Consider the following 23,209-nt stretch of genomic DNA (forward strand, 5'->3'; position numbering starts at 1 on the left):
TCGGCTTGCATCACCGCGTCAAAGCGGGCCTGTTCGGGTGCGGCGGCGCCAGGGGCCGCTTCGCTTGTGTGCGTGGGACTCGGGAGGTCGAGGGATTGGGTGTACATGCGGAGTTCCACCGTCTTTTCTAAGATACGATGGAGCCGAGTATAACTATTAACCGACCGTCCGGTTGATTAATTTTGCTTGCGGCTATTTCGACTTAAATAGCATCGCGTTAACCCGATGCGATCACACGTCTGAGCGCCCAGCGTCGGCGCGCAAAAAAGCCCAGCCGTACAGACGGACTGGGCAAAACCACCGGTTATCCGGCAGCGGAGGTCGCTTCACGCCTTGCGTAAGTCACGCCGAGAAGCGCATTTCGAGTTTTGGATGCAATCGACCAGCACGCGGCACATTACGAGCACGGATCGGCGGACATCTTGAACTGGTTCACTGCCCGAAGAAGACACCCTGCGGATCGACCCGCTTGCTGCCACGGCCCGATTGCGACGCCGCACCCGTCGATGACCCATATCCTTCAGCCTGCACTTGGGCGAGGCGCACATCGGCGACGCGCGTTTCGGCTGCCTGCAATTTCGCCGGGTAAGACGCGTCTTCCGCGATGGGCGAATAACCGGCCTTCTCCAGTTGGACGAGTTCCCCGCGGACTTCGGCGCGACTCACGGGTGCGCTCGATTGCGCGAACGACGCAAGCGGTGTGGACAAGATGGCGGCTGCGATAACTGCATTGACCCACGATTTCATTTGACTCTCCCTGATATTCCGATGAAGCCCGGCGCGCTTCGAATTCATGACATGCCGAGCGAACGACCGAAGTGTAGGGGCATAGCCGCGGATGATCATTCACAGCGTCAAGGAAGCATCTTTGCAAAATCAGTAAAGAAAGGGTCTCACGGGGGAGATCCATAATGCAGCGTAACGTCGGCAGAACGGCAGCGAGGCTCTATCGGAGCCGAATCGAAAACGATTTCGACGCCACGCAAAACGCGTCCGTCCGATTATTCCTATATCGACAAAGATCATTCAACGGAAACGAGAATGATCTTCGGAACGCGCGTCTTTACACTCCGTTCACAAGCTGCTTAAGACCAAACCGGCAGTATGATCAGATATCCGAATCGGAGGTAGTCAACATGAAGACGTTCATTTCCACCGTCGCAGTCGCCGCAGCGCTCGCCATTCCCGCCCTTTCCTTTGCGCAGCAGTCGGATGCGCCCGTCACCCGCGCTCAGGTGCGTGCCGAGCTCGTCCAACTCGAAAAAGCCGGCTACAACCCGAACATCAGCGACCCGTCGTATCCGTCGAACATCCAGGCAGCGCAAGCTCGCGTGAGCGCAACGCAACTCGCGCAAGCACCGACGCAATCGAGCGACTACGGCTCGGTCGCTAACGGCGCGTCGCAGTCGGGTCGCACGACCGGCGCCCAATCGCGTGCACTCGGCGCCTACTTCGGCCAGTAAGCGCGCAGCTTCGACAGCCAATTCGCATCGGCTTTGGCGCAACGGGGCGACATCCGCGAGATGTCGCCCCGTTGCGTTTTGATGCGAAATGCTTTATCCATGATGGCATGTTGCATTCGACACATTCGATACGAGCGGCGTTAGCAGGCCATCCCCCGCCAGGCTCAGTTCGCCGGAATCGTAACGACCGGCGACTTCGCCGTGTCCGTGACCTCCGCGAGCGCCATCAGGTTCTGCACGACCGTGAACGCGTATTTCGAATCGAAGTCGCCGCGATCGATCCAGTAGTGGGACTTGTCATAGAGCGCGCTCACATATGCGTCCCGCGGCACCTTCTCGCCCACCTTCACGATGATGGTCGGCCGCGTCTCCCCGCCGATCAGCCCGATGCCCGGCTTGGTCGCGCCGCTGCCGACCTGCTCGTCGGGCACTGCGATCTGCGCGCCCAGATCGGTGAGGATGCCGAGCACCGAGCGCGTGACCATCGGAACGCGGTTCCGATCCGACGACTGTCCATAGACGATTTCGTAAGTCTTCATCTTCGGCGAAAGGTGCAGGAGCCTTCTCACGAGCGTGAGATCCTCGACGACTTCCTTGTTCGACCCGCTGCGCGTCGCGCCTAGCGTGATGAAGACGCCGCCCTTGTCGGGGCTGTTGCCCTTCGCGCTCTTGTCGCTCTTGCCGTTCTTGTCATCCGTGTTACGCGTTTCGATGTTGAGTTCGCCCGCCAGCTGTAGCCTGCGCAACGCCTGCAGGAGCAGGAAGAACTCGGGCGAGCCCGATGCGTTCGGCCCGCCCAGTGCGTTGCCATTCTGCAAGCCGCTGATCGACTGCGCGGTGATGCGCAACAGCAGATCGATCGGAATGCCGCTTTCGGCGAGCGGCAATACGAGCGTAGGGGAAAGCGGACGAATATAGGCGCTTGCATAGGCATCGCCGGTCGTCGGTGTGAACGTGAACGTCGGATGATTCGAGTAGGAGACGCTGCCTGTCGCCTGCGCGTAGTTCGGCTGCGCGCCCGAGCCGGCATTGAGCACGACGCCGCCCGTGGTATCGAACGTATACGCGGCGATGATGCTGCTCACGGTGAGAAACGACGGCGCGTCCGCGAAGCGCAATCCGACAATCGCGGCAAGTATTTCACGCTTTTTCGCATCGCCGAGCGCGCGGGCGTAATCGACCTGATCGGCCTTGAGGCGGCCCGGGCCGATGCCCGCGCAGCCTGCTGCGAGAAAGGAGACGGAGAGAATGGCAACCGATAAGGCTTTCCTTGTCATGGCTCTATATGAAGGAGATAAGGAGGATCGACGGCCCACGGCCGCGGAACACCCGGGCCGAAGCCGCAAAATTCATACCGTTGGGAGCCTGGCGCGCACGATCGCTTCCGGCGCGTTGCACGCCGGTTCATCGAAGGCTTTTGCGACCCGAGGTGCCTTGTCAGGCCGCAAGCGAAGTCGTCTTACGAAGCGCCGTGCCGCTGCGCTTTCGACTGAGCCTGCTTGTCCTGCGATGTCTCTTGAGCGATGTGACGGCTCGCTTCCCTGTGCTGCGCGACGAGCGCATCGAGCCGGTCCTGCGCGAAGCGCGGCCCGTCGTCGCGTGCGAAAGCGGGTGCGGCGAGCGTCGCTGCCGCAAGGACGATGACCGTGGCGAAAGGCGTTCTTTTCATGATTCACCCCGCGATTGAACGCGGCAGGCCCCGAGTGCCGCCGCGAGACTAGGATCGCACATCGGCCGCAACGCTGCGCGGCGCGTGCGTGCTTCATTGCTCCTGGCATCCCTCGTCTTTCCGCCAAAATCCAGCATGCCTTCGCATGAGCGCCGTTTGCACCGTTCGCGTGCTTGCGCACCGCGCGCGAATTACCTATTCCTTACTTGACGGCGTCTTTTGTCATACCGGCGCCGCGACGAACGGCACACACGGAGACCCGCGCGCTCATGAATCTCGCCATCTTCTTCGACGGCACGTGGAACGAGCCCAACGACCGCACCAATGCGTATCTGCTCTATAAGCTCGCGCCCGAGACCGACCAGCAGGAAACCTTCTATGTCCCCGGTGTCGGCACGCAAGGCAACGGGCTTTTCTCGCTCGCGAACAAGTTTCTCGGCGGCGCGTTCGGCGACGGTCTGAGCGACAACATCAAAAGCGGCTACGCGTGGCTATGTCAGCGCTACAAGTCCGATGCGAAGATCTACATCTTCGGCTTCAGCCGTGGCGCCTATTCCGCGCGCAGCCTCGCCGGGCTGATCCGCAAATGCGGACTCGCGAACGACTGGAGCCCGCAGTCGATCGATCAGGCGTATGGCGTTTATCGCGACAAGGACGTCGGGCCTGCCGATCAATCGGTGGTCGAGTTCCGCAAGCAGTTCACGCGGGAAGTCGATGTCGAATTCATCGGCGTATGGGATACCGTCGGTGAACTCGGCATTCCGCTCGACGGCGTGCCGGTGCCGGGCTTTTCGAGCTACTACAAGTTCCACGACACGACGCTCTCGAACAGAACCAGGGCGGCTTATCACGCGATCGCCGCGAACGAGTTTCGCTCGCTCTACAAGCCGACCTTGTGGACGCCCGGCGCCGACACGCGCGGCAGCAATCTGCCCCTCGAGCAACGCTGGTTCGCGGGCGCGCATGCGAACGTGGGCGGCGGCTACGTCACGCCGCCGCGCACGCCCGAGGATCTGCTGCCGCTCATTCCCGCCGAGTGGCTTCGCAGAAAGGCAGCGGACCACGGCCTTTCGATCGGCGGTCCGATCGCGATACCGCCGCAGGCGTTCCAGTCGCAGCCGATCGATTCGTACACCGAGTTCACCGCGCATCACCCGTTTTTGCAGGCCGTGTGCAAAAAGGAGCCACGCGTAGCGGGAACGGCGTTGAATGAAACAATCGACCCGAGCCTGCTTCAACGCTTGAGCGCGCCCGGTTTTCTCGACATGTATCCGGCGCTCGTCGCGCAGCTGAAAACGCTGCCCGTCGGAGATTAATTCAGGAATCCGCATCGCCTGACGACTTGTGTGCGCATGCCCGCACACGTCGTTAAAAAACGATGCCTAGAATTCGTCTATCAAACGTTTGCGATGCGAACGAATCGCAGATTTCGACGCAGTGCTTTCGACGGCCGCGCGTAAGTAGTTGCATGTGAAACCATCTGCCCGAGGCGCGTGGCTCGGGCCGACGTCCGCCCGCAGCCTATGCTCCGCCCGGACACGAGGAGACCGGCATGAGCACGACTACGACGACGGACTTCACCGGGCATGGCGCGCCGGCCGACATCGACGCCCAGACGAACGACGACGACTTCAGCGACGGCGAGCCCGGCCCGCGCGCGGCGGCGGACATCGCCAAGTGCGAGGCGCTGATCTCGCATGCGGCCGAAACCGGGACCATCCTCGAGAAGACCGACGTCGATGCGGTGCGCGGCGCCCGGGCCGCCTTCGATCAAGGCATCTGGAGCCGTGCGATCGGCAGCGCGTTCTACGGCGCGATGAGCCGCATCGCGGCATCGGTGCAGTATCCGGGGCGACGCATCGTCGTCGATCTCGATCACTGCCGCGACCTCGTTTCGTATGGCGCGAAGAATGGCAAACCGCTCGACGAGCACGATATCGAAGCGATGTCGAAGGCGCGCACCGCGCAGCAGGACCACACGTGGAATCCCGAAATCGAGAGCGCGTTCTACGCCGCGATGAGCCGCATCGCGCACGCGGTGACGCCCGTCGTCGCCGAAACGGCGGGCGACGAAGCGCGGCGAGGCGCACGCCGTGCGATCCGCATCTACACGCATTCGGCGATCGCGCTGACGCTGCTCGTCGTGTCGCTGTCGTGTCTGCTCTTCGTGGCAAATCAGGTGTCGACGGATATCGCGACCGTCGTCAAGGCGAACGATGCAGCCGCGCTGACGCTGCATAACCAGTTGCAGGCGCACGCGGTCGCCATTGCCGATGCCGACAAGAAAGACTCGGCCGCCGTGGTAGCGCTGCAGAACTCGCAGCCCGCCTTGCAGATCAAGGAGGAACTGCAGCGCTTCGCGACCAACAATCGCCAGCTCTTCGCGGACGTGTCACGCATCAGCGCGTTCACGACGAGTCTCGGGCTCGGCGCGATACGCAGTCCCTATAAAGCGCCCTGCGACGCCGAGGAAAACGTGCTCAATTTCCAGGGCGCGTATCGCACGTCGCATTCGCCGAAGTATTACGGCGGCAAGGCCACGAGCGGCGACTGGCAATGCAATCCCGACGTCGCGCGCAAAGTGCTGGAAATCACACTGCCGCTGCTGGCGAAGCCTAGCGCCGAGCCCGGCGACACTCACCTGCCGACCGATGTCGAAGCCGTCGCGCAAGGCTTTCAGAAAATCGCGGTGTATCAGGACATTCGCGCGATGGCGCTGTATGCGAACGACATCATTCTGTCGATCGTCGGCGCGGTGACGGGCTTCCTGTTGCCGGTGCTCTACGCGTGGCTCGGCGCGTGCGCCGCGATCCTGCGGCAGCTCTCCGCCGATTCGGCGGCCAACACGTTCCACCCGGAACATTCGAAGGTCGCCAACCGCGCACACGTGACGAGTGCGATCATCGTCGGCATCTCGATCGGGCTTTTCAGCAAACTGCTGGAAGGCGGCAAGGAAGTGTCGCCGCTCGCGATCGCGTTCGTCGCGGGCTACGCGTCGGACAAATTCTTCTTTTTCGTCGATCGGCTCGTCGCCGCGATGTTTCCGCCGCGCGGCGATCCGCCCGCGAGAACCCCGCGACCCGACGGCGGTGCGCTGCGCGCCACGGGTCTCGCGAAGAACACCGCAAGGACGGCGATGCCGGGAGGCACCCCTGTCGGGCCGCCGCCCGGCGTGTGAGCTTCAGGTCTCGTCGAGCTCGAACTCGACGCTCGGATAATCCTGCAGACGGCCCATCACCTCGGCCTCGCGCTCGCTCGTGAAAAGGCCGTCGAGATAATCGAATGACAGCTTGCCGGCGAGCGCCTTCAACGCAAGCTCGGCGCTGCGCTTCGGCTCCGTGACGAGATCGCCCGAATCCATGCAGGCGCAGAACTGTCCGTTCTTCGAATCCATCGCGCCGATGTCGATGACCTTGCCGTCGACGTTCTGCGCGAGCACGCGCTGCTCCACCGCGAAGAGCCTGAACGGGCGTTCGAGACTTGCGCGCCGCTCTGCTTTGCCTTCCTTGCTTTCATGATCGACCATGGTGCGATTCTCCGGTCCGGGCATCGATCGAAACAATGCAGCAAAGGCCGCGCCCGCGGCCTGTGCGTTGCAGCATCGACGTGCCTTTCCTGCACGCGCCGCGCCGTCCTACATTGAACCATCGGGCACGCAAACAGAGGAGCAGTCACCGTGAATGCAACCATGAGCGGCAAGATCGCGGTCATCACTGGCGCGAGCCGCGGACTCGGACGCAGCGCCGCACTCAAGCTCGCGCAGCAGGGCTGCGGCGTGATCGGCACCTACAACCGCAATGCGCAAGCCGCGCAATCGCTCGTCGATGAAATCGCGAAAGGCGGCGGCAAGGCAGCCGTGCTGGCGCTCGACGTCGCCCGGTGCGAGACCTTCGAGGCCTTCGGGGACGCGCTCTGCAAGACGCTCGAAGACACCTTCGAGCGCGAGAACTTCGATTTTCTCGTGAACAACGCGGGCATCGGCGTTCATGCGCTCTTCGCGCAAACCACGCCCGCGCAGTTCGACGAGCTCGTCAACATCCAGTTGAAGGGACCGTTCTTTCTGACGCAGACTCTCCTGCCTTATCTCCACGAGGAAGGCGCGATCCTGAACGTGTCGAGCGGGCTCACGCGTTTCGCGTTGCCGGGATTTGCGGCGTATGCCGCGATGAAAGGCGGAATCGAGGTGCTCACGCGCTATCTCGCGAAAGAGCTCGGGCCGCACGGCATTACGGTGAACACCATCGCGCCGGGGGCGATCGAAACGGACTTCGGCGGCGGCGTCGTGCGTGACGATCACGACACCAATCGGTTCATCGCGGATAACACGGCGCTCGGGCGCGCCGGTTTGCCGGACGATATCGGCGGTGCGATCGTGGCGATGCTCTCGGACGGCAATCGGTGGATGACAGCGCAGCGCGTGGAGGTGTCGGGGGGAATGTTCATCTGAGGCAACGATTGCACTGCGCGCAAAAAAAACCCGGACGCACGAGGCGTCCGGGTTTTGCATACAACATGCGTAATGCCTAATGCATCACGCCGCGAAGCGTCGCTTAGAAGCGGTGGATGATACCCACGCCTGCCGCGAACATGCTGCGCGATGCCGACGGTGCGCTCTGGAAGCCATCGCCGATCGTCGCGTTCGCTGCCGTCTGACGGTTCGCCGTCGTGCCCGAAGGCACTGCCAGCGTGTTGCCGTTCGCGCGCTGGAATGCTTCCAGTGCGTACAGGCCCGTGCGCTTGGACAGCGAGTAGTACTGGGACAGGTTGAACTGGTGGTACGACGCTGCGTCGTTGATGCCGTTCGCCTTGCTCGCCCACGTATAGCTGTAGCCCGCCGCGAAGTCCCATGCCGACGTCGCCTTCCAGTGCAGCACCGTGCCGGCCGTGTTGAACACGGCTTCGTCCGTGAACAGCGAGTTCACGCCCGGAATGTACTGAACGTTCGTGTACGTGACCGAGATGTCCCACGCGCTGTTGAACTGATAGCCGCCCGCAACCGCGAAGCGCTGCTGAGCTTGCGCGCGCTGGTAGCCCGCCGTCACCGCCGACACGCCCGGCTGGCCCGAGCCATCGGTCGCCGCGGTGCTGTTGATCGTCGTCGAGCTGCTGTTGTAGATGCCGCCGCCGTTGGCCGCGTTGTTGATGCGCGAGAACGCCACCGCACCACCGATCGGGCCTTGCTGGTACTGGATCGCCGCCGACCAGGTCGAGCCTTGGTACACGCTGTCGGGCACGCCCGCGAAGGAGTACGAGCCGCTCACCGTCACGCCGTAGAACTTCGGCGACGTGTAGACCACCGAGTTGTTCGCACGGTAGATCGTGTCCAGACCGTCCAGATCGCCCGGGTGCGCGCCGAAGTAGCCGGTCAGCCAGTTGGTCGGGCTATACGGCGAGAGCAGCGTGTAGTACGAGGTGTACTGGCGGCCCAGAGTAACGGTACCGTAGCCCGGGTTCGTCAGACCGACCCATGCCTGGCGGCCGAACATCGCGTTGGTGAACTGCTGTTGCCCGCTGTTGATGTCGAAGCCGGATTCCAACTGGAAGATGGCCTTGTTGCCGCCGCCCAGATCTTCCGCGCCCTTCAGGCCGAAGCGGCTGCCGGCCCAAATGCCCGACGCCATCTTGACGTTCGAGCGGCCCGGGTTCGTCTTGGCCAGGTTCGTCTGGCTGCTCTGGTAGACGATCGAATCGTCGACGATACCGTACAGCGTGACGCTGCTTTGCGCGAACGCCGGTGCCGCGGCGGCGAACGCCGTGGCTGCGACGACTGCGGCCTTGGTCAGTGTGAAACCCTTCATTTTCTCTCCTCAAGCGGTGGGCAATTACTTGCGTGCGAGTCGTGGAACCGGTGCCCCCGAATGGTGGCTTCGTTATGTTTCAACTCGTAACTTTTATCGTGGGCAAGTGTATGGCTTACAGACCGAATGGGAAAGAAAGACGCTCGTGGGTGTCGTTTTTTTTCACTGTCTGGTTAACCAGTATTTTCTGACGCGCAGATATTGGGCAACCGGGCATGAAACTGACGCTGAGCTGACGACACCGTGGCGAACTGAGGATGCAAACGAGGCTGATTGATGGCGCGCCGGACTGCTTTAATGCGATCGTTCGTTCCATCGGCAGACGCGGCCTTTTGGCGCGAGAGTGGCGCGATTGCTGCGCTGCAAGGATCAGCGGTGCAAGTCGAAGAATGAAAGGTCAGATGCCCGAGTGCAGCCTAAATGGCGCGCACGCGTTTTTCAGGCGGCGGGACGCGCCAGCGCATCGCAAATGTTGAAAGCTACCCGACGATGCGCAAACGCGAAGCTGAATATCGGGCGAACGCGCTGCAAGCTTGCGCCGCCCGATCGAACGGCTAATGCTCGATCTTCGAGCGCAGTTCGCGCGCCGTCTCGAGCAAACCTTCATAGCCCGAACGCGCGTGCGAAGGCAGGTCCGGATCGCCGACGAGCGTGCCGAGCGTCTCGATGATGCTGTACAGAATGCCCTTCGCCGCGCCGGCCGCCATCTTGCCCGCGGCATAGGATTCGTCGACGTGTGAAATGGCCGCATCGAAATGCTCGACCTCGGGATGCGCCTCTCCGATACCCGATGCGTCGTCGTCGCGCGGCCTGTTCGGGTCGCTGTTCATGATGATGGTCCTCCGTGTGTGGTCTCTGCTTTCTGTATAGCGCCACCGCGCGAAGCGTGCAATCGGCGCATCGCCGCACTTCTCACGACGCGGGCTGCTCGTGGATCGGCTGAATGAAGTGCACGCGGCGCGTGTCGCCCGTGCTTCTGCCCGCGCCGTGCGGCACGCCGCGCTCCGTCAGCAACGCGCGCAGTTCGATGATGACCGGAAATACCTCGTGATTGTGGTCCGCGCCCTGCCGGTCATGCGCCTCCTGCTCGCGCTCGACGATCCACCGATCCTCCTTGAAGATGCGCTCGGTAAACCAGACGAGCAGCGGCCACGCGGCATCGAGCAGGAGCGGAATCTTCGGGCGGCGGATCGACAAGAGACCGAATGTGCGGTTCGTGCGCTGCTCCGCATCGAGCGGCACGTAGGCGATCCACAGATCCATCACCATCGTGTCGTCCTTGGTGCGGATCTTGAGCGTCTGGTACGGGTATTCGGTGCGGATCGTCATTACGTCCTTTTCGCCGTCGTCGGGCTTCGTGCCGCGCTTCTGCCCGAAAACGAGCGCCTCGCCGATCGGCTGCTTGCCCGCCTCGCGCGCGAAGATGTAGTCGACTTCGATCCAGTCCTCGCCGCGCCGTCTGCCGAGCGAACGCGCGCGCATGCTGCCCATCTGCCGCCGATGCAGGAACTGATGGTTCATGTCCATCAGGTTTTCGTGCATGAAGGAATAGTGGCACTTCACCTCGCGGCCGAAGCGGCGCGTCTTGTAGGCGCGATCCGTGGCGGAGCTCAGGTCGGGAAACTTGGCGGCGTCGGCGCGCGCCGGATCGCCGGTGAACACGAAGACGAGCCCGCCCGCCTCCCGGCACGGATACGCGCGCACGCCGTTGGGCAGGCGCTCGCGTCCGAGATAGGGAATATCGGTACAGCGGCCGGTGCAGTCGTAGGTCCAGCCGTGATAGCAGCAGCGGATCGATTCGCCATCGACGACACCCGCCGACAACGGCACCTGACGATGCGCGCAGCGGTCCTCGAGCGCGAACACCTTGCCCGACGCGGTGCGCACGAGCACGATCGGATCGCCGGCGAAGCGTACGCCGTGCGCATGGCCGGTCTTCACCTCGCTCGACCACGCGAGCGGATACCAGTGATCGGGATGAATGTCGACCCGGCGCAGATCGCGCGGCGGCTTCGTCGGTGTATCGATGGAACCGGCTTCCTGCTCGCCCTGCGGCAACGCTGCCTGCATGTACGACGCCTCCGATGAAAGGAGATCGGATTGAGCGCCGCATCCACACGCGGCGCATTGAACGACCATTCGCAGTCTACACGGCGACGGTCATTTCGGCGCGTGCCGAATGGCCGGGACGGTGCCGCACTTCACGTTCGCTCAGCGAGTTGCGCCTGCAGATAATCGATGAGCGCGCGCACCTTCGGCGGCAGAAAGCGGTTGGGCGGATAAAGCAGCCACACCGGACCCTGATAGGCGCGCGCCTGCATCTCCCAATCCGCGAGCACGGCCTGCACCGCGCCCGACGCGAGCGCATCGCGGGCGGCGAATTCCGGCAGCGCCGCAATGCCGAGGCCGCCTTCGGCCGCTTCGAGCCGCGCGCCCGCGTGATTGGCGATATAGCGCCCGCGCACCGCGACCGTCACCGTTTCGCCGCTTCGTGTGAAGCGCCAGCGGTTGTCGTCGGCGGTTTCGCCCAGATGGATACAGTCGTGATGCGCAAGCTCGCGCGGCTGGCACGGCACGCCGCGCTCACGCAAATACGCCGCCGATGCGCACAGCAGCCAGCGCACCCGCCCGAGCGGCCGCGCGGCGAGCCCTTGCGGCGGCTGACTCGTCGCGCGGATGACGAGATCGACATCGCTGTCGAGCGGATCGATGTCGTGATCGGCGAAGACGAGTTGCAGATCGACGTCCGGATACGCCGCGAGAAACGCCGGCACGAGCGGATGAATTACGGATTTTGCATACGCCGTGGGCGCGGACAGCGCGACGCGCCCCTGCGGCTTGCCCGACGACTGTCCCGCCGCGTCGACCGCGCCCGATGCGGCCGCTGCCATGTCGCGGCAATGGCGATACACCTGATATCCGGACTCGGTCACGCGAATCTTGCGGGTCGAACGCTCCAGGAGGCGCGTGGCGAGCGCCTCTTCGAGCCGCTTGATCTGGCGGCTCACCGTCGATGGCGTGCTGCCCAGTTGCCGTGCGGCGACCGAGAAGTTGCCCGCATCGACGACGCGCGCGAATACGGCCATATCGGGCATCAGGTCGAAAAGATCGGCGGGGCTCATTTGTGCAGTTGCGACAAGAAAGCTGTGCGTCCGAACCGGATTATCGCTTCGACTGCATCATTCGACAATGACGGCTCCCCTCCTGGAGCCGCCATATGTCCATCGAATCGCCCGCCCGACGCCTGCTTCCGCTCTCCGATCTGCTGCTCTTCGTCGTCGCGATGGTGTGGGGCAGCAGTTACGGCATCGTCAAAACCGCGCTCGCGTTCTCTCCGGTGCTCGCGCTGCTTGCGTTGCGCTTCGGCATCACGTTCTGCCTGCTCGCCGTGAGTCTGCGTCATCTAAGGCATGCGAGCGCGGCGACGCTGCACGGCGTGCTCGTCCTCGGCCTGCTGCTGCTCTCGATTTTTTTGGCCGAAACATTCGGTGTCTTGCATACGCGCGCCGCGAACGCCGCGTTTCTCATCGGCTTGTGCGTCGTCTTGACGCCGCTCGTCGAATGGGCGCTGCTAAGACGCCGTCCCGGCGCGGCGGAGTGGCTCGCGGTCGGCGTGTCGTTCGCAGGCGCGTGGCTGCTCGCGGGCGACGGCGCGCTGTCCTTCGATTTCAATATCGGCGATGGGCTCATTCTCGCCGCCGCCGCGTTGCGTGCGCTGTCGGTCTGCGTGACCAAGCGCGTCATGCGCGCGGCGCCGCTGCCCGCGCTCACCGTGACGGCGGTGCAGGCGGGCGTCGTCGCAGCGGGCAGCGCGATGATCGCCCTGATGTTCGCGCCGTCGCAATGGCAGCCCTTGCCCGCGCTTACCGGTCACGGCATGTTCTGGGGCTCGGTGCTGTATCTCGTGTTCGCGTGCACGCTCTTCGCGTTCTTCGCGCAGAACTACGCGATCGGCCGCAGCAGCCCGACGCGCGTTTCCCTGTTGATGGGCAGCGAGCCCGCGTTCGGCGCGATTTTCGCGAGCGCATGGCTCGGCGAGCATGTGTCGATGGCGGGCTGGATCGGCGGCGGGATGATTGTCGCGGCGTCCCTGCTGGCGACCGTGCCGTGGCGCGGCGTGTTCGTGGCGCGAGCGGGCGAAGCGTGAGCGCGGTCCGCTCTAAGCCCGCTTCTCGAACACGACACTGAAGTTATTGGCCGGCATCGCGACGGTCTCCACGAGCGTCAAGCCGGCCTCTTCTCCGAGTGCTGCGACCGCTTCCAGGTCGCGCACGCCCCAACGCGGGTCTCGCGCGCGCAGTTGCTGATCGAACGCTTCATTGCTCGGCGCGGTATGCGCACCGTTACGCCGATACGGCCCGTACAGGTACAGGACGCCCCCCGCCGACAGTCTCGCGCCGGCGCAGCGAAAGAGCGACTCGGCGGCCTCCCACGGCGCAATGTGGATCATGTTGATGCATACGATCGCCGCCACGTGCCCGATGCCCCAATCGTCATTCAGCACGTCGAGCGCAAGCGGCGCGTTCAGGTTCGCGAGCCCTGCGTGGGCACGCCAGGCGGCGATGGAATCGCGCGCTTCCGCATCGGGATCGCTCGGCTGCCAGACAATGCCCGGCAGCGCCGCCGCGCAATGCGCGGCGTGCTGCCCGGTGCCGCTCGCGATCTCCAGCACGACGCCGCTTCGCGGCAGCACGCGCTCGAGCACCGATAGAATCGCATCGCGATTGCGTTCGGCAGCGGGCGCGCGGCGACGCACGGCGGTGTCGGAATGTGCAGTGTCGCCCGGGCCGGATGATGCCTGATTCATATGCGATGGCACTTCGCGTGCGTAGAGTGAAAGTCATATCGAGCCTAACGGGACGCGCGAATAAGCGTCAAGCAGCGCGCTCCCGAGGCACAAAGGCGCACCGACATGGCGCGATTCGTGCTGCCGCTTCGGGCCACGCGCCCGCGCGGAAAGCGCGGCCTGCAAGCAAACCTGTGTATGCTCCCGGTTGATCCCGCGTCCGCATTCGCATTTTGCATGCATGTGTGTTGCATTCCTAATGCCAGATTGAATGCATTCGACGTGCATTCGAAATGCAGACGCGATGCGACACGCGCCGAACGCATCCCGACGAACTCAGTCCCGCGCAGCGACGCGATCGAAATGGAGTGATCCATGCAGCACGACCAGAACCGGAACCCGACGCAGCAATCGAACGACGGCCCCGACGACGACATGATCGCGTTCGCGAGCGAAGTGTTCGATGTCGCCCGCCGTGGCGATGCGCTTATGCTCGACGCGCTGCTGAACAAGGGCTTGCCGCCCAATCTGCGCAACGACAAGGGCGACAGCCTCGTGATGCTAGCGAGCTACCACGGCCATGCGAACGCGGTGCGCGTGCTGCTCGAGCACCATGCCGACGCGAACCTGCGCAACGATAACGGCCAGACGCCGATCGCGGGCGCCGCGTTCAAGGGCTTCAGGGAGGTGATCGAAACGCTGCTCGAATACGGCGCGGATGTCGAGGGCGCATCGCCCGACGGACGCACGGCGCTGATGATCGCGGCGATGTTCAACCGCGTGGAGATCGTCGAACTGCTGATTGCGCGCGGCGCTGACCCGGATGCGCGTGATGCGGGTGGTTTCTCGGCCCGGGACGCCGCCGAAAAGATGGGCGCGCCCGACACTGCGGCACGACTTGCAAGGGCAGCGGATGAGCGCAGTCGAGCGCCCGACGCATGAAGACATTCGACCGGCATGATGTTCATTGCATGCATTATTCAGTCCGCTGAACGAGCGACGCCTCGCGCACGTCGAATCGATCTGACCACCACCGATCCAACAACGAACCAGACAAGCAGGTGACCCGGAACCATGGAGCTTTTGCGATGACAGGCGGTATCTCGCATCGGGGTGATGCGTCGCCGATCAGCTACCACGCGCCCGCGCGAGCGTGTCGGGCAGACAGCGCCTTCGGTGCCGCCGCGCGGCTGATATCCGGCGTGGCTGCGCTCATCGTCGCCATTGCGCGCATGTTGCGCGCGCTGCGTCTCACTGCAAGCCTTCCGGTCGCCGCCGCGCTCGCGCTCTCCGCATGCGGGCTGATGCCCAAGCAAGTGCCCGCGCCGATCGTCGAGCATTCGTATATTCCGGCGCCCGAGGAAGCCGGCTCCGGCGAGCCCGAAGAGCCCTTGCCCGCCGTGCAGGCGCCGGAGCCGGCGTCCACGGTGAAGCCAGCGCCGGCCCCGAAGCCGAAGCGCCGCGTCGTCAAGCCGAAGCCACCCGAGCCGGCCGTTGCGCCGCCGCCGGAACCGCCTGAGCCGCCGCCTCCGCCGCAGATCATTTCGACGCGCATCATGCAGCACGATCAGCTGCACGGCCTGCTCGATGCCGAGGTGCAGCGCCCCGAAGGCAAGGTCGTCGGCCGCGCGGTGGACATGTATATCGACGGATCCGCGAAGCCGAAGCTCCTGATGGTGAATCTGGCAGGCTTCCTCGGTGTCGGCGACCGCAAGGTGAATTTTCCGTGGACGGCATTTCGCTTCACGCCGAACTCGAAGACCGCGCCGATCACCCTCGTGCCGCCCCCGCCGCCGGCGAAGGGCAAACCGGCCGATCCGGTGCCGAAGCCGCAGCCCATCGCGGAGGCGCCGGCGAATTTCACGCAGCTCGTCGATTCGACGGTGTCGCAGAAAAATGGCGCGCGCATCGGGCGTGTGGTGGACGTGCTCGTCGATGCTCAGGCGCAGCCCCAGGCACTCGTGCTCGATCTGTCCAGCTCGCTCGCGGGCGACAAGCGGCATGTCGCGGCCAACTGGGGCGACCTGCATGTGCTCTCGCGCAACAAGCAATGGCAACTGCAGATGGATTTCAACGACGCGCAACTGAAGGCCGCGCCGACCTACGCGCCCGAGCAGCCGATCAAGATCGTGTCGCCCGTCGTGCCCGCGCCTGCGCCTGCGCCTGCGCCGGCAACGGCTGCGAGCGCGGCGCCGGCGCCGGCTTCGTCGGGCACGGCCGGCGCGTCCGGCGCGGCGCCGGCGCAGGCTTCGGGCGCGCGCCCGGCCAGATAACGGATAACGACATCGAGAACCGATTCACAACATGGTAATTGCACGCAGTCTGCGCGCGCTCGACTGGCTGAACTTCTTCGTCGCCAACGTGCAGACCGGCTTCGGCCCTTTCATTGCTTCGTACCTCGCGGCCAACAAATGGACGCAGGGCGAGATCGGCCTGATGCTCTCCGTCGGCACGATCAGCGCGATGGCGAGCCAGTTGCCGGCAGGCGCGCTCGTCGATGCGATGCGCAACAAGAAATTCGCCGCGCTCTCCGCGATCATCGCGATCATCGTGAGCGCGCTTTTGCTCGCTGCGAGCCCGACCTTCGTCCCCGTGTTCGCCGCCGAAGTGCTGCACGGCTTCGCGAGCTGCATGCTCGTTCCGGCGATGGCGGCGATCTCGCTCGCCCTCGTCTCGCGGGCCGATCTCGGCGACCGGCTTGGCCGCAATGCGCGCTGGGCGTCGATCGGCAGCGCGCTCACCGCCGCGTTGATGGGCGCGTTCGGCGAGTATCTGTCGCTGCGCTCGGTGTTCTTCCTCACCGCCGCGCTCGCCTTTCCGGCGATCATCGCGCTGCGCATGATTCATTACGATGCGCCGCCTGACGTGCCGCGCGCACCGGCCGGCAAACCCAGGCTCACGCCCGAGGGTGAAGAGCGCGAATCCTTGCGCGAGTTGCTGAAGGACAAGCGCCTGTTGATTTTTGCGGCGTGCGTGGTGCTTTTTCATCTGTCGAACGCGGCGATGCTGAATCTCGCCGCCGGCGAAGTGACCGCGCACATGGGCGACAACGTTCAACTCGTGATCGCGGCGTGCATCATCGTGCCGCAGTTCATCGTTGCGGCGTTATCGCCCTGGGTCGGACGACAGGCGCAGATATGGGGCCGCCGGCCGGTGCTGATTCTCGGGTTCTGCGCATTGCCGGTACGGGCGATTCTGTTCGCGGGCGTGAGCAGCCCGTATCTGCTCGTGCCGGTGCAGATGCTCGACGGCATCAGCGCGGCTGTGTTCGGCGTGATGCTGCCGCTCATTGCGGCGGATGTCGCGGGCGGGCGCGGGCACTACAACTTGACGATCGGCTTCTTCGGCCTTGCGGCGGGCGTCGGGGCAACGCTTTCGACGGCTGCGGCGGGGTTTGCTGCCGATCGCTTCGGTACTGCGATGAGCTTCTTCGGACTCGCCGGGGCGGGCGCGCTTGCGGTGTTGATGGTCTGGCTTGCGATGCCGGAGACGCGGACTGCGCAGGTGGTGGCGAAGGATGAGGCGAAACCCTCGGTGGGGGTTTAGGGCCTCGGCGTCGGCGTCGGCCTCGGCGTCTGCCTCGGCCTGGGTTGCCGGATCCCGTTTTCTTTTTGGTTTATTAGCGTTGCCCCTATGCGGGGCGGCAGTCACTTTCTTTGCTGCTGCAAAGAAAGTAACCAAAGAAAGCAGCTCCACACGCCCGCGGTCACACGCAGTCTGGCCACGCGTGCCAGGTGACCGTGGGCTGCCTAAGTGTCGCCCTCAAAGATTTAACCGGGCTTGGATCGCGCACGGTCCGCCACCTCACGCCACACAACAAACTGGTTCAGCACCAAATGGCTCCAGCCCGCTTCGCGGCCGTTGGGTCAATCGGGTCTGCCCGTACTCTTTTTGCTAACGGCTCTATCTCGCTGCATTGGTAATTCGTTGGTTTCCGTTGCAAACCCTGCGGCAGCGCGTAGCGCTGTGCCGGCGCTGTTTCGTGCTGAACCAGCGCGTTTGAACAACTAGCTTGTCAGACCGTGTGCGATCCAAGCGCGGTTGGACCTATGAGGGCGACACTTAGGCAGCCCACGATCGGCTGACAAGCATGGCCAAACTGCGTGTGACCGCGGGCCTAACGAGCTGCTTTCTTTGGTTACTTTCTTTGCAGCAGCAAAGAAAGTGACTGCCGCCCCGCACAGGGGCAGTGCTAATAAACCAATAACAAAACGGGATCCGGCGAAAAAAAAATCACCTCAACACCCCCAGCCCTTCGAGCAGAGTGGGAATCAACTCACTCACCGTAGGATGGATATGCATAGCCCGCTGCAACGTAGTAAAAGGCGCATCCGCATTCATGATATCGATGAACGTATGAATAACCTCATCCCCTTCGATCCCGTAAATCGCCGCACCTAGAAACCGCTGCGTGCGCGCATCGACGAGTGCTTTCATGAAGCCATCGGTTTCACCGCGCTCGCGTGCGCGCCCCACGCGTGACATCGGCATGGTCGCGATGAGCGCCTCGCGGCCGTCCTTGCGCACTTCTTCCTCGCTCATCCCCACCCGCGCGAACGGCGGATCGACGAACACCGCATAAGCCATGATGCGCGTGTCGACACTTCGCGACTCCCCATCGAGCAAATTCGAAGCGATGATCTCGTAGTCGTTCCAGGACGTATGCGTGAACGCGCCGCGCCCGTTTACATCGCCGAGCGCGTACACGCCTTCCACTTTGGTGCGCAACTGCCCGTCCACGTCGATCATGCCGTGCCTGTTTACCGCGATGCCCGCCTGCGTCAGGCCGAGATCGTCGGTGTTCGGCGTGCGTCCGGTCGCGAAAAGCAGATGCGAGGCGTCGATGGTTTCATCGCCGCACACGATGCGCACGCCACCCGCCGACGGCTCCACGCGCCCGATCTGCGCGCCGAACCGAAACGCGACGCCTTCGCGCGCGAGCACGCCCTGCATCGCGCGCGCTACGTCCTCATCCTCGCGCGTCAGAATGCGCTCGCCGCGCACGAGCAAGGTCACGCGGCTGCCGAAGCGCCGGAACATCTGCCCGAACTCGAGCGCGATATAGCTCGCCCCGACGATGACGAGATGCTCGGGCACTTCCGTCAGCTCGAGAATCGTGGAATTGGTCAGATACGGCACGCGTTCGAGCCCGTCGATCTCCGGCACGGCCGCGCGCGTGCCCGTGTTGATGAAGACGAGATCGGCGCCGATGTCCTGCGTCGAGCCGTCGGCCGCTTCGATGGACAGTGCGTGCGGCCCCGTGAAGCGTGCATGTCCCTTGAACACCGTGACATTCTCCGTCCCGCGCAGCCACGCTTCGATGCCCGTGCGCGAGCCGCCGATCACCTCGTCCTTTCGCGCCTTCACGCGCGCCATGTCGATGGTGATATCGCCGCCGATCATCACGCCATACTGCGCCGCCGTGCGCGCGACATGCGCCGCCCGCGCGCTCGCGACATAAGTCTTGGTCGGCGTGCAGCCGACATTTACGCAAGTCCCGCCGAACAGATGCCGCTCGATCACCGCGGTGCGCTTGCCGCTTTGCGCGAGCCGCACGGCAAGCGGGGAGCCGCCCTGCCCCGTGCCGATGACGACCGCATCGAAGTGCTGTGCCATGCTGGATTCTCCGTGCGAATGAAGCAGATGACGAATCGCGATGCCGGAATCGAAATGCATCTTACGCGCAAGTCGTCGGGCAGGCAGCGACCCTGCCCGAAGCGTCTTTCCGGCCACGGGCATGGCGCGTGCTGCCCTCGAAGCGACCGACGCGCGTCACGGCGCGCGTTTCGCTCAACCCTCAGCACCCAAAGCCCAAAGGCATTCATGATCGAGACGATCTGGTTTCTGGTCGTCGGTGGCGTGCTCATTTTCATGGGCCTCGCCAGTTCGACGTTCAAGCGCCTGCCGATCAGCACCGCGATGTTCTATCTCGCGATCGGCTTCGCAATCGGGCCCGGCGCGGCCAATCTGCTGACGCTCGACCTTGCGAACGATGCAACCGTTCTGAGGCGCATCACCGAAGTCGCGATGCTCGTTTCGCTTTTTGCGATCGGCCTGCGGCTGCGCCTGCCGCCCACCGACCGCATCTGGATTCTGCCGATCCGGCTCGGCTTCGTCGCGATGGTGCTCACGGTCGCGATCCTCACGCTCTTCGCCGCCTATGCGCTCGGGCTCAACTGGGGACCGGCGCTGCTGCTCGCCGCGATGCTCGCCCCGACCGACCCCGTGCTCGCTCACGACGTACAGGTGGAAGCGCCCGGCGACATCGATCTGCTGCGCTTCTCGCTGACGGGCGAAGGCGGCCTCAACGACGGCATCGCGCTGCCCTTCGCCCTGCTCGCCATCGCGGTGTGCAATTTCGGGGCGACTTCCAACGAGGCGTCGATCTGGAGCTTCGCGTTGCAGGCGATGTGGGGCATTACAGGCGCGCTCGTGATCGGATGGCTGCTCGGTGCCTTGTCCGTGCGCGGCGTCGCCTATCTGCGCACGCGCCACGGCGAGGCGCTCGGGCCGGAGGGTTTCTATGCGCTCGGGTTGATCGCGTTGTCGTACGGCGTCGCCGAGTTGCTGCATACCTACGCGTTTCTGGCGGTCTTTGCCGCCGGTCTCTCGATGCGCCGTGTCGAACAGAAAGAAAGCGGCGGCAAGTCCGCGCGCCAGGCGGTCGGCAACATCGACGCGGAGGACGTCGGCGCCGCGGCCTCCGATCCGGAGCGCGCGCACGCGTTCATGGCCGAGCGCGTGCACGGTTTCACGATCGAACTGGAACGCATCGCCGAAGTGGCCGTCATGCTGATGGTCGGCGCCGTGCTAGCGACGATGTGGCGCGACCTGTTCACGTGGAAGGCGGCTGCACTCATCGTCGCTCTCTTCTTCGTGTTGCGGCCTGCCGCGGTCGAGGCATCGCTCATCGGCTCACATGCGACGGGCGTGCAAAGGCGGCTCATGAGCTGGTTCGGCATACGCGGGGTCGGCTCGTTTTATTATTTGCTCTATGCGCTCGAACATGCGCCGCGCGACGTGGCCGCGCCGCTCGTGCCGTACGTCATCGCGACGATCGCTGCGTCGGTGATCGTGCATGGCATCACCGCTACCCCGCTCATGAACCGTTATCAGCGCGCGCGCTCGGCTGAATGAGCGTGGCAACTCATCCCTCGAGGACCGATCAGGCGTGAAGCATCTGATTTTTTTCTGCGGCCATGCCGGCACGGGCAAGACGACGCTCGCCAGGCAGCTTTTTGCGCCGCTCATGCAGGCGACCGGCGAACCCTTCTGCCTGCTCGACAAGGACACGCTCTACGGCCCCTACAGCGCAGCGGCGATCGGCGCCCTGACCGGCGACCCGCACGATCGGGACAGTCCGCTTTTCATCGAGCATTTTCGCGATCCGGAGTATCGCTGTCTCATCAACACCGCCGCTGAAAATCTCGCGCTCGGCGTGAGTGTGGCGATCGTCGCGCCGCTAACGCGCGAGGTGCGCAGCAAACGTCTCTTCGATCGGGCATGGCTCGGCATCGGTGAGGACGTAACCATTCGCGTCGTCTGGGTGCATGTCGATGAAAACGTGGCGCACCAGCGCATCGTCGCGCGTGGCGATCCGAACGATGCATACAAGCTCGCGCATTGGGAAGAGTATCGTCAGCGGCTTTTCGTGCCGGACGCGGCGCTCGCGCAGACGCTCGTCATGTTCGACAACACCGCGCCGTCCGATCAGGCGCGCGACGCATTGCTCGCACGCCTGGTCGCCGCGTCATGAAGTTCAGGCAGCCGCCAGTTGCCGCGTCGTCGCCACCGCGTTTGCGCCTTCGTACAGCTTGCCGAAGCGGTTGTTCAGAAACGCGTCGAGCGGCACCTGCTCCTGACGCAGGAAGCCGCTTTGCGGCAGCACGCCTTCACGGAAGAGATCGAGTTCGGCGCAGATCGCGCCAGCGGTCGTGATCTGAATCGCGCTCATCGGCGAGCCGCATACGTCCTTCGCGAAAATCTTGCGCGTGAAGACGTCCTGCACGAGTTGCCCGCGGCGCATGCCCGTCACCGTGACGAAGATCAATACGACATCCTGCGTCGTCGCAGGCACCGCGCGCTTGAGCATCGTCTTGAGACCGTCGCGGTCGGTCGACATGCGCAGATCGTCGAGCAGGAATTTCATCAGGTCGCGATGCCCCGGATAGCGCACCGACTTATAGTCGAGCGTCTCGACCTTCCCCGCGAGCGTCTCACACAGCGTGCCGAGTCCGCCTGACGTATTGAACGCTTCGTACTCGATGCCGTCGAGCGAGAAATGTTCGACACCTTCGAGCGGCTGCACCCATTGCGTGCGTCCTTCGCGGATCGCCTCGCATGGCTGGCAATACTCGTTGATGAGACCGTCGATGCTCCAGGTCAGGTTGTACTTCAGCGCGTTGGTGGGAAACTCCGGCAACGCGCCGACGCGCATCTTCACTTCGCGCACGTCGTCGAGACGCTTCGCCAGATCATGCGCGACGATGCCGATAAAACCCGGCGCGAGACCGCATTGCGGCATGAACGCGAGTTCCGAATCGTCGGCGATCGCTCGGATCGCATGGGTCGCGCGCACATCCTCGGTCAGATCGAAATAATGCACGCCCGCCGCTTTCGCCGCCGACGCGACGTTGATCGCAAGGTAATACGGCAGCGCGTTGACGAGCGCATCGAAGCCGATCAATGCCTGGCGCAGCGCGGGCGTATCGGCGGAATCGACGCGGCGCGTCGGGATGCCTTGCGCATCGAGCAGCGCGAGTGCATGGTCGTCACGATCGAATGCGACGACGTCGAAGTCCCCCGTTTCACGCAGCAAATGGGCAATGCTTTGACCGATCAATCCGGCGCCGACGAGGGCCACTTTCATTTTCATCTCCTTTATCTGTGCGGATGGCGGGCGATCCGATGCCCTTCTTCACACAGTTTAGGAGCGCGCGAATACTGATCCTAGACGCAAAATAATGCGCATCGACGATGCTTTTCGTCGTTTCGACGATCGAACGCTGCGATATGCAGCGCCTGCGCTCAACCGGCGCGATCGATCTTCCGCGCGAGGATGATCGAGGTCGTGGTCCGCTCGACGCCTTCCAGCGCACCGATTTCGTCGAGCAGGTCGTTCAGCCGGTCGGGCGAATCGGCGCGCAGCCACGCGACGTAATCGAACTCGCCGCTCACCGCGCAAAGCAACTGAATCTCAGGCATGCGTGCAAAGCGCTTCTGCAGATCGCGCCCGTACTTCGGCATGAGCTTGATGCCGACATACGCCTGAATGCTCGCATCGAGCACGTCCTGCCCGAGCCGGACGCCGTAGCCCGCGATCACGTTGTTCTTCTCGAGCCGCGCAATGCGCGCGATCACCGTCGTGCGCGCGACGCCCAGTTGCCGCGCCAGATTCGCGACGCTCTCGCGCGCGTTCATCTGCAAGAGCGCGACGAGATTGCGGTCGATGTCGTCGAGCTGATCGAGGCGCGGCGGTCTCATGGGGGCGTCT

22 protein-coding genes and 1 pseudogene are annotated in these 23,209 nt (G+C 64.0%); 10 read left to right on the top strand and 13 right to left on the bottom strand.

Features of this window, described 5'->3' with window-relative positions; all coding sequences use genetic code 11:
* A pseudogene (locus tag NCS58_RS34350) lies at positions 1 to 107 on the bottom strand (1,2-phenylacetyl-CoA epoxidase subunit A); the annotation flags it as partial.
* A gap of 325 nt (positions 108 to 432) precedes the next feature.
* Positions 433 to 747 carry a DUF4148 domain-containing protein gene (locus NCS58_RS07895; RefSeq protein ID WP_061121721.1) on the bottom strand — a complete coding sequence of 105 codons (315 nt, stop codon included), beginning with the start codon at positions 745 to 747 and terminating at the stop codon, positions 433 to 435.
* 389 nt (positions 748 to 1,136) lie between these two features.
* On the opposite strand from NCS58_RS07895, the gene NCS58_RS07900 reads away from it, so the two are divergent.
* On the top strand, positions 1,137 to 1,463 hold the full coding sequence (locus tag NCS58_RS07900) for a DUF4148 domain-containing protein (RefSeq protein ID WP_061121722.1): 327 nt from the start codon (positions 1,137 to 1,139) through the stop codon (positions 1,461 to 1,463).
* 164 nt (positions 1,464 to 1,627) lie between these two features.
* On the opposite strand, the gene NCS58_RS07905 is transcribed toward NCS58_RS07900, so the two are convergent.
* Together NCS58_RS07905 and NCS58_RS07910 are read right to left on the bottom strand one after the other, a co-directional pair.
* A complete protein-coding gene (locus tag NCS58_RS07905; protein WP_061121723.1) occupies positions 1,628 to 2,740 on the bottom strand; it encodes a hypothetical protein in 1,113 nt (370 codons plus the stop codon).
* Between the two features lie 182 nt (positions 2,741 to 2,922).
* Positions 2,923 to 3,132: a hypothetical protein gene (locus NCS58_RS07910; protein WP_061121724.1), complete on the bottom strand. Its 210-nt coding sequence runs from the start codon at positions 3,130 to 3,132 to the stop codon at positions 2,923 to 2,925.
* Positions 3,133 to 3,401: 269 nt separating this feature from the next.
* On the opposite strand from NCS58_RS07910, the gene NCS58_RS07915 reads away from it, so the two are divergent.
* Complete coding sequence (locus tag NCS58_RS07915) at positions 3,402 to 4,448, top strand: DUF2235 domain-containing protein (protein ID WP_061121741.1); 1,047 nt, start codon at positions 3,402 to 3,404, stop codon at positions 4,446 to 4,448.
* A gap of 236 nt (positions 4,449 to 4,684) precedes the next feature.
* Positions 4,685 to 6,310: a hypothetical protein gene (locus NCS58_RS07920; protein WP_061121725.1), complete on the top strand. Its 1,626-nt coding sequence runs from the start codon at positions 4,685 to 4,687 to the stop codon at positions 6,308 to 6,310.
* 3 nt (positions 6,311 to 6,313) lie between these two features.
* Here the strand turns inward: NCS58_RS07920 and NCS58_RS07925 are convergent, their stop codons facing one another.
* Positions 6,314 to 6,658 carry a hypothetical protein gene (locus NCS58_RS07925; protein WP_061121726.1) on the bottom strand — a complete coding sequence of 115 codons (345 nt, stop codon included), beginning with the start codon at positions 6,656 to 6,658 and terminating at the stop codon, positions 6,314 to 6,316.
* A 162-nt stretch (positions 6,659 to 6,820) separates the two neighbouring features.
* Between NCS58_RS07925 and NCS58_RS07930 the strand changes: the two genes are divergently transcribed.
* Positions 6,821 to 7,579 (top strand): SDR family NAD(P)-dependent oxidoreductase, encoded by a 759-nt coding sequence (locus NCS58_RS07930; RefSeq protein ID WP_061121727.1) that lies wholly within the window; start codon positions 6,821 to 6,823, stop codon positions 7,577 to 7,579.
* A 103-nt stretch (positions 7,580 to 7,682) separates the two neighbouring features.
* Here the strand turns inward: NCS58_RS07930 and NCS58_RS07935 are convergent, their stop codons facing one another.
* The 4 genes from NCS58_RS07935 to NCS58_RS07950 form a co-directional block, all read right to left on the bottom strand.
* Complete coding sequence (locus tag NCS58_RS07935; RefSeq protein WP_061121728.1) at positions 7,683 to 8,930, bottom strand: porin; 1,248 nt, start codon at positions 8,928 to 8,930, stop codon at positions 7,683 to 7,685.
* Positions 8,931 to 9,484: 554 nt separating this feature from the next.
* Positions 9,485 to 9,760 (bottom strand): hypothetical protein, encoded by a 276-nt coding sequence (locus NCS58_RS07940; protein ID WP_061121729.1) that lies wholly within the window; start codon positions 9,758 to 9,760, stop codon positions 9,485 to 9,487.
* 82 nt (positions 9,761 to 9,842) lie between these two features.
* Positions 9,843 to 11,000, bottom strand: coding sequence for an aromatic ring-hydroxylating dioxygenase subunit alpha (locus NCS58_RS07945; RefSeq protein ID WP_250538207.1), 1,158 nt, complete (start codon positions 10,998 to 11,000; stop codon positions 9,843 to 9,845).
* A gap of 131 nt (positions 11,001 to 11,131) precedes the next feature.
* Positions 11,132 to 12,052 (bottom strand): LysR family transcriptional regulator, encoded by a 921-nt coding sequence (locus tag NCS58_RS07950; protein WP_061121731.1) that lies wholly within the window; start codon positions 12,050 to 12,052, stop codon positions 11,132 to 11,134.
* Between the two features lie 95 nt (positions 12,053 to 12,147).
* Between NCS58_RS07950 and NCS58_RS07955 the strand changes: the two genes are divergently transcribed.
* Positions 12,148 to 13,077 (top strand): DMT family transporter, encoded by a 930-nt coding sequence (locus NCS58_RS07955; protein WP_061121732.1) that lies wholly within the window; start codon positions 12,148 to 12,150, stop codon positions 13,075 to 13,077.
* 12 nt (positions 13,078 to 13,089) lie between these two features.
* On the opposite strand, the gene NCS58_RS07960 is transcribed toward NCS58_RS07955, so the two are convergent.
* Positions 13,090 to 13,737, bottom strand: coding sequence for a DUF938 domain-containing protein (locus NCS58_RS07960; protein WP_061121733.1), 648 nt, complete (start codon positions 13,735 to 13,737; stop codon positions 13,090 to 13,092).
* A 414-nt stretch (positions 13,738 to 14,151) separates the two neighbouring features.
* Between NCS58_RS07960 and NCS58_RS07965 the strand changes: the two genes are divergently transcribed.
* From NCS58_RS07965 to NCS58_RS07975, 3 genes are all read left to right on the top strand, one after another.
* The gene (locus tag NCS58_RS07965; RefSeq protein WP_409219266.1) at positions 14,152 to 14,658 is read left to right on the top strand and encodes an ankyrin repeat domain-containing protein; all 507 of its coding nucleotides are present in this window, start codon (positions 14,152 to 14,154) and stop codon (positions 14,656 to 14,658) included.
* A 146-nt stretch (positions 14,659 to 14,804) separates the two neighbouring features.
* Positions 14,805 to 15,989 carry a hypothetical protein gene (locus NCS58_RS07970; RefSeq protein WP_250476677.1) on the top strand — a complete coding sequence of 395 codons (1,185 nt, stop codon included), beginning with the start codon at positions 14,805 to 14,807 and terminating at the stop codon, positions 15,987 to 15,989.
* Positions 15,990 to 16,020: 31 nt separating this feature from the next.
* Positions 16,021 to 17,262: an MFS transporter gene (locus NCS58_RS07975; RefSeq protein WP_061121737.1), complete on the top strand. Its 1,242-nt coding sequence runs from the start codon at positions 16,021 to 16,023 to the stop codon at positions 17,260 to 17,262.
* A gap of 687 nt (positions 17,263 to 17,949) precedes the next feature.
* Here NCS58_RS07975 and NCS58_RS07980 read toward each other — a convergent pair.
* Complete coding sequence (locus NCS58_RS07980) at positions 17,950 to 19,332, bottom strand: FAD-containing oxidoreductase (protein ID WP_061121742.1); 1,383 nt, start codon at positions 19,330 to 19,332, stop codon at positions 17,950 to 17,952.
* 207 nt (positions 19,333 to 19,539) lie between these two features.
* Here NCS58_RS07980 and NCS58_RS07985 point away from each other — a divergent pair, with 207 nt between their 5' ends.
* Positions 19,540 to 20,853 carry a sodium:proton antiporter gene (locus tag NCS58_RS07985; protein WP_250538208.1) on the top strand — a complete coding sequence of 438 codons (1,314 nt, stop codon included), beginning with the start codon at positions 19,540 to 19,542 and terminating at the stop codon, positions 20,851 to 20,853.
* A gap of 34 nt (positions 20,854 to 20,887) precedes the next feature.
* Positions 20,888 to 21,472, top strand: coding sequence for an ATP-binding protein (locus NCS58_RS07990; RefSeq protein WP_061121739.1), 585 nt, complete (start codon positions 20,888 to 20,890; stop codon positions 21,470 to 21,472).
* Positions 21,473 to 21,475: 3 nt separating this feature from the next.
* On the opposite strand, the gene NCS58_RS07995 is transcribed toward NCS58_RS07990, so the two are convergent.
* Both NCS58_RS07995 and NCS58_RS08000 read right to left on the bottom strand, forming a co-directional pair.
* Positions 21,476 to 22,585, bottom strand: coding sequence for a saccharopine dehydrogenase family protein (locus NCS58_RS07995; protein WP_061121743.1), 1,110 nt, complete (start codon positions 22,583 to 22,585; stop codon positions 21,476 to 21,478).
* Positions 22,586 to 22,743: 158 nt separating this feature from the next.
* A complete protein-coding gene (locus NCS58_RS08000) occupies positions 22,744 to 23,199 on the bottom strand; it encodes an Lrp/AsnC family transcriptional regulator (RefSeq protein ID WP_045450664.1) in 456 nt (151 codons plus the stop codon).
* Between the last annotated feature and the right edge of the window lie 10 nt (positions 23,200 to 23,209).

Source organism: Caballeronia sp. INML3B, from assembly GCF_023631305.1.
Taxonomy (GTDB): Bacteria; Pseudomonadota; Gammaproteobacteria; order Burkholderiales; family Burkholderiaceae; genus Caballeronia; species Caballeronia turbans.

Excerpts from the sequence above, each read along its gene's own strand:
- NCS58_RS07895 (WP_061121721.1), bottom strand. The coding sequence starts at position 747 with ATGAAATCGTGGGTCAATGCAGTTATCGCAGCCGCCATCTTGTCCACA.
- NCS58_RS07900 (WP_061121722.1), top strand. The coding sequence starts at position 1,137 with ATGAAGACGTTCATTTCCACCGTCGCAGTCGCCGCAGCGCTCGCCATT.
- NCS58_RS07905 (WP_061121723.1), bottom strand. The coding sequence starts at position 2,740 with ATGACAAGGAAAGCCTTATCGGTTGCCATTCTCTCCGTCTCCTTTCTC.
- NCS58_RS07910 (WP_061121724.1), bottom strand. The coding sequence starts at position 3,132 with ATGAAAAGAACGCCTTTCGCCACGGTCATCGTCCTTGCGGCAGCGACG.
- NCS58_RS07915 (WP_061121741.1), top strand. The coding sequence starts at position 3,402 with ATGAATCTCGCCATCTTCTTCGACGGCACGTGGAACGAGCCCAACGAC.
- NCS58_RS07920 (WP_061121725.1), top strand. The coding sequence starts at position 4,685 with ATGAGCACGACTACGACGACGGACTTCACCGGGCATGGCGCGCCGGCC.
- NCS58_RS07925 (WP_061121726.1), bottom strand. The coding sequence starts at position 6,658 with ATGGTCGATCATGAAAGCAAGGAAGGCAAAGCAGAGCGGCGCGCAAGT.
- NCS58_RS07930 (WP_061121727.1), top strand. The coding sequence starts at position 6,821 with ATGAGCGGCAAGATCGCGGTCATCACTGGCGCGAGCCGCGGACTCGGA.
- NCS58_RS07935 (WP_061121728.1), bottom strand. The coding sequence starts at position 8,930 with ATGAAGGGTTTCACACTGACCAAGGCCGCAGTCGTCGCAGCCACGGCG.
- NCS58_RS07940 (WP_061121729.1), bottom strand. The coding sequence starts at position 9,760 with ATGAACAGCGACCCGAACAGGCCGCGCGACGACGACGCATCGGGTATC.
- NCS58_RS07945 (WP_250538207.1), bottom strand. The coding sequence starts at position 11,000 with ATGCAGGCAGCGTTGCCGCAGGGCGAGCAGGAAGCCGGTTCCATCGAT.
- NCS58_RS07950 (WP_061121731.1), bottom strand. The coding sequence starts at position 12,052 with ATGAGCCCCGCCGATCTTTTCGACCTGATGCCCGATATGGCCGTATTC.
- NCS58_RS07955 (WP_061121732.1), top strand. The coding sequence starts at position 12,148 with ATGTCCATCGAATCGCCCGCCCGACGCCTGCTTCCGCTCTCCGATCTG.
- NCS58_RS07960 (WP_061121733.1), bottom strand. The coding sequence starts at position 13,737 with ATGAATCAGGCATCATCCGGCCCGGGCGACACTGCACATTCCGACACC.
- NCS58_RS07965 (WP_409219266.1), top strand. The coding sequence starts at position 14,152 with ATGATCGCGTTCGCGAGCGAAGTGTTCGATGTCGCCCGCCGTGGCGAT.
- NCS58_RS07970 (WP_250476677.1), top strand. The coding sequence starts at position 14,805 with ATGACAGGCGGTATCTCGCATCGGGGTGATGCGTCGCCGATCAGCTAC.
- NCS58_RS07975 (WP_061121737.1), top strand. The coding sequence starts at position 16,021 with ATGGTAATTGCACGCAGTCTGCGCGCGCTCGACTGGCTGAACTTCTTC.
- NCS58_RS07980 (WP_061121742.1), bottom strand. The coding sequence starts at position 19,332 with ATGGCACAGCACTTCGATGCGGTCGTCATCGGCACGGGGCAGGGCGGC.
- NCS58_RS07985 (WP_250538208.1), top strand. The coding sequence starts at position 19,540 with ATGATCGAGACGATCTGGTTTCTGGTCGTCGGTGGCGTGCTCATTTTC.
- NCS58_RS07995 (WP_061121743.1), bottom strand. The coding sequence starts at position 22,585 with ATGAAAGTGGCCCTCGTCGGCGCCGGATTGATCGGTCAAAGCATTGCC.
- NCS58_RS08000 (WP_045450664.1), bottom strand. The coding sequence starts at position 23,199 with ATGAGACCGCCGCGCCTCGATCAGCTCGACGACATCGACCGCAATCTC.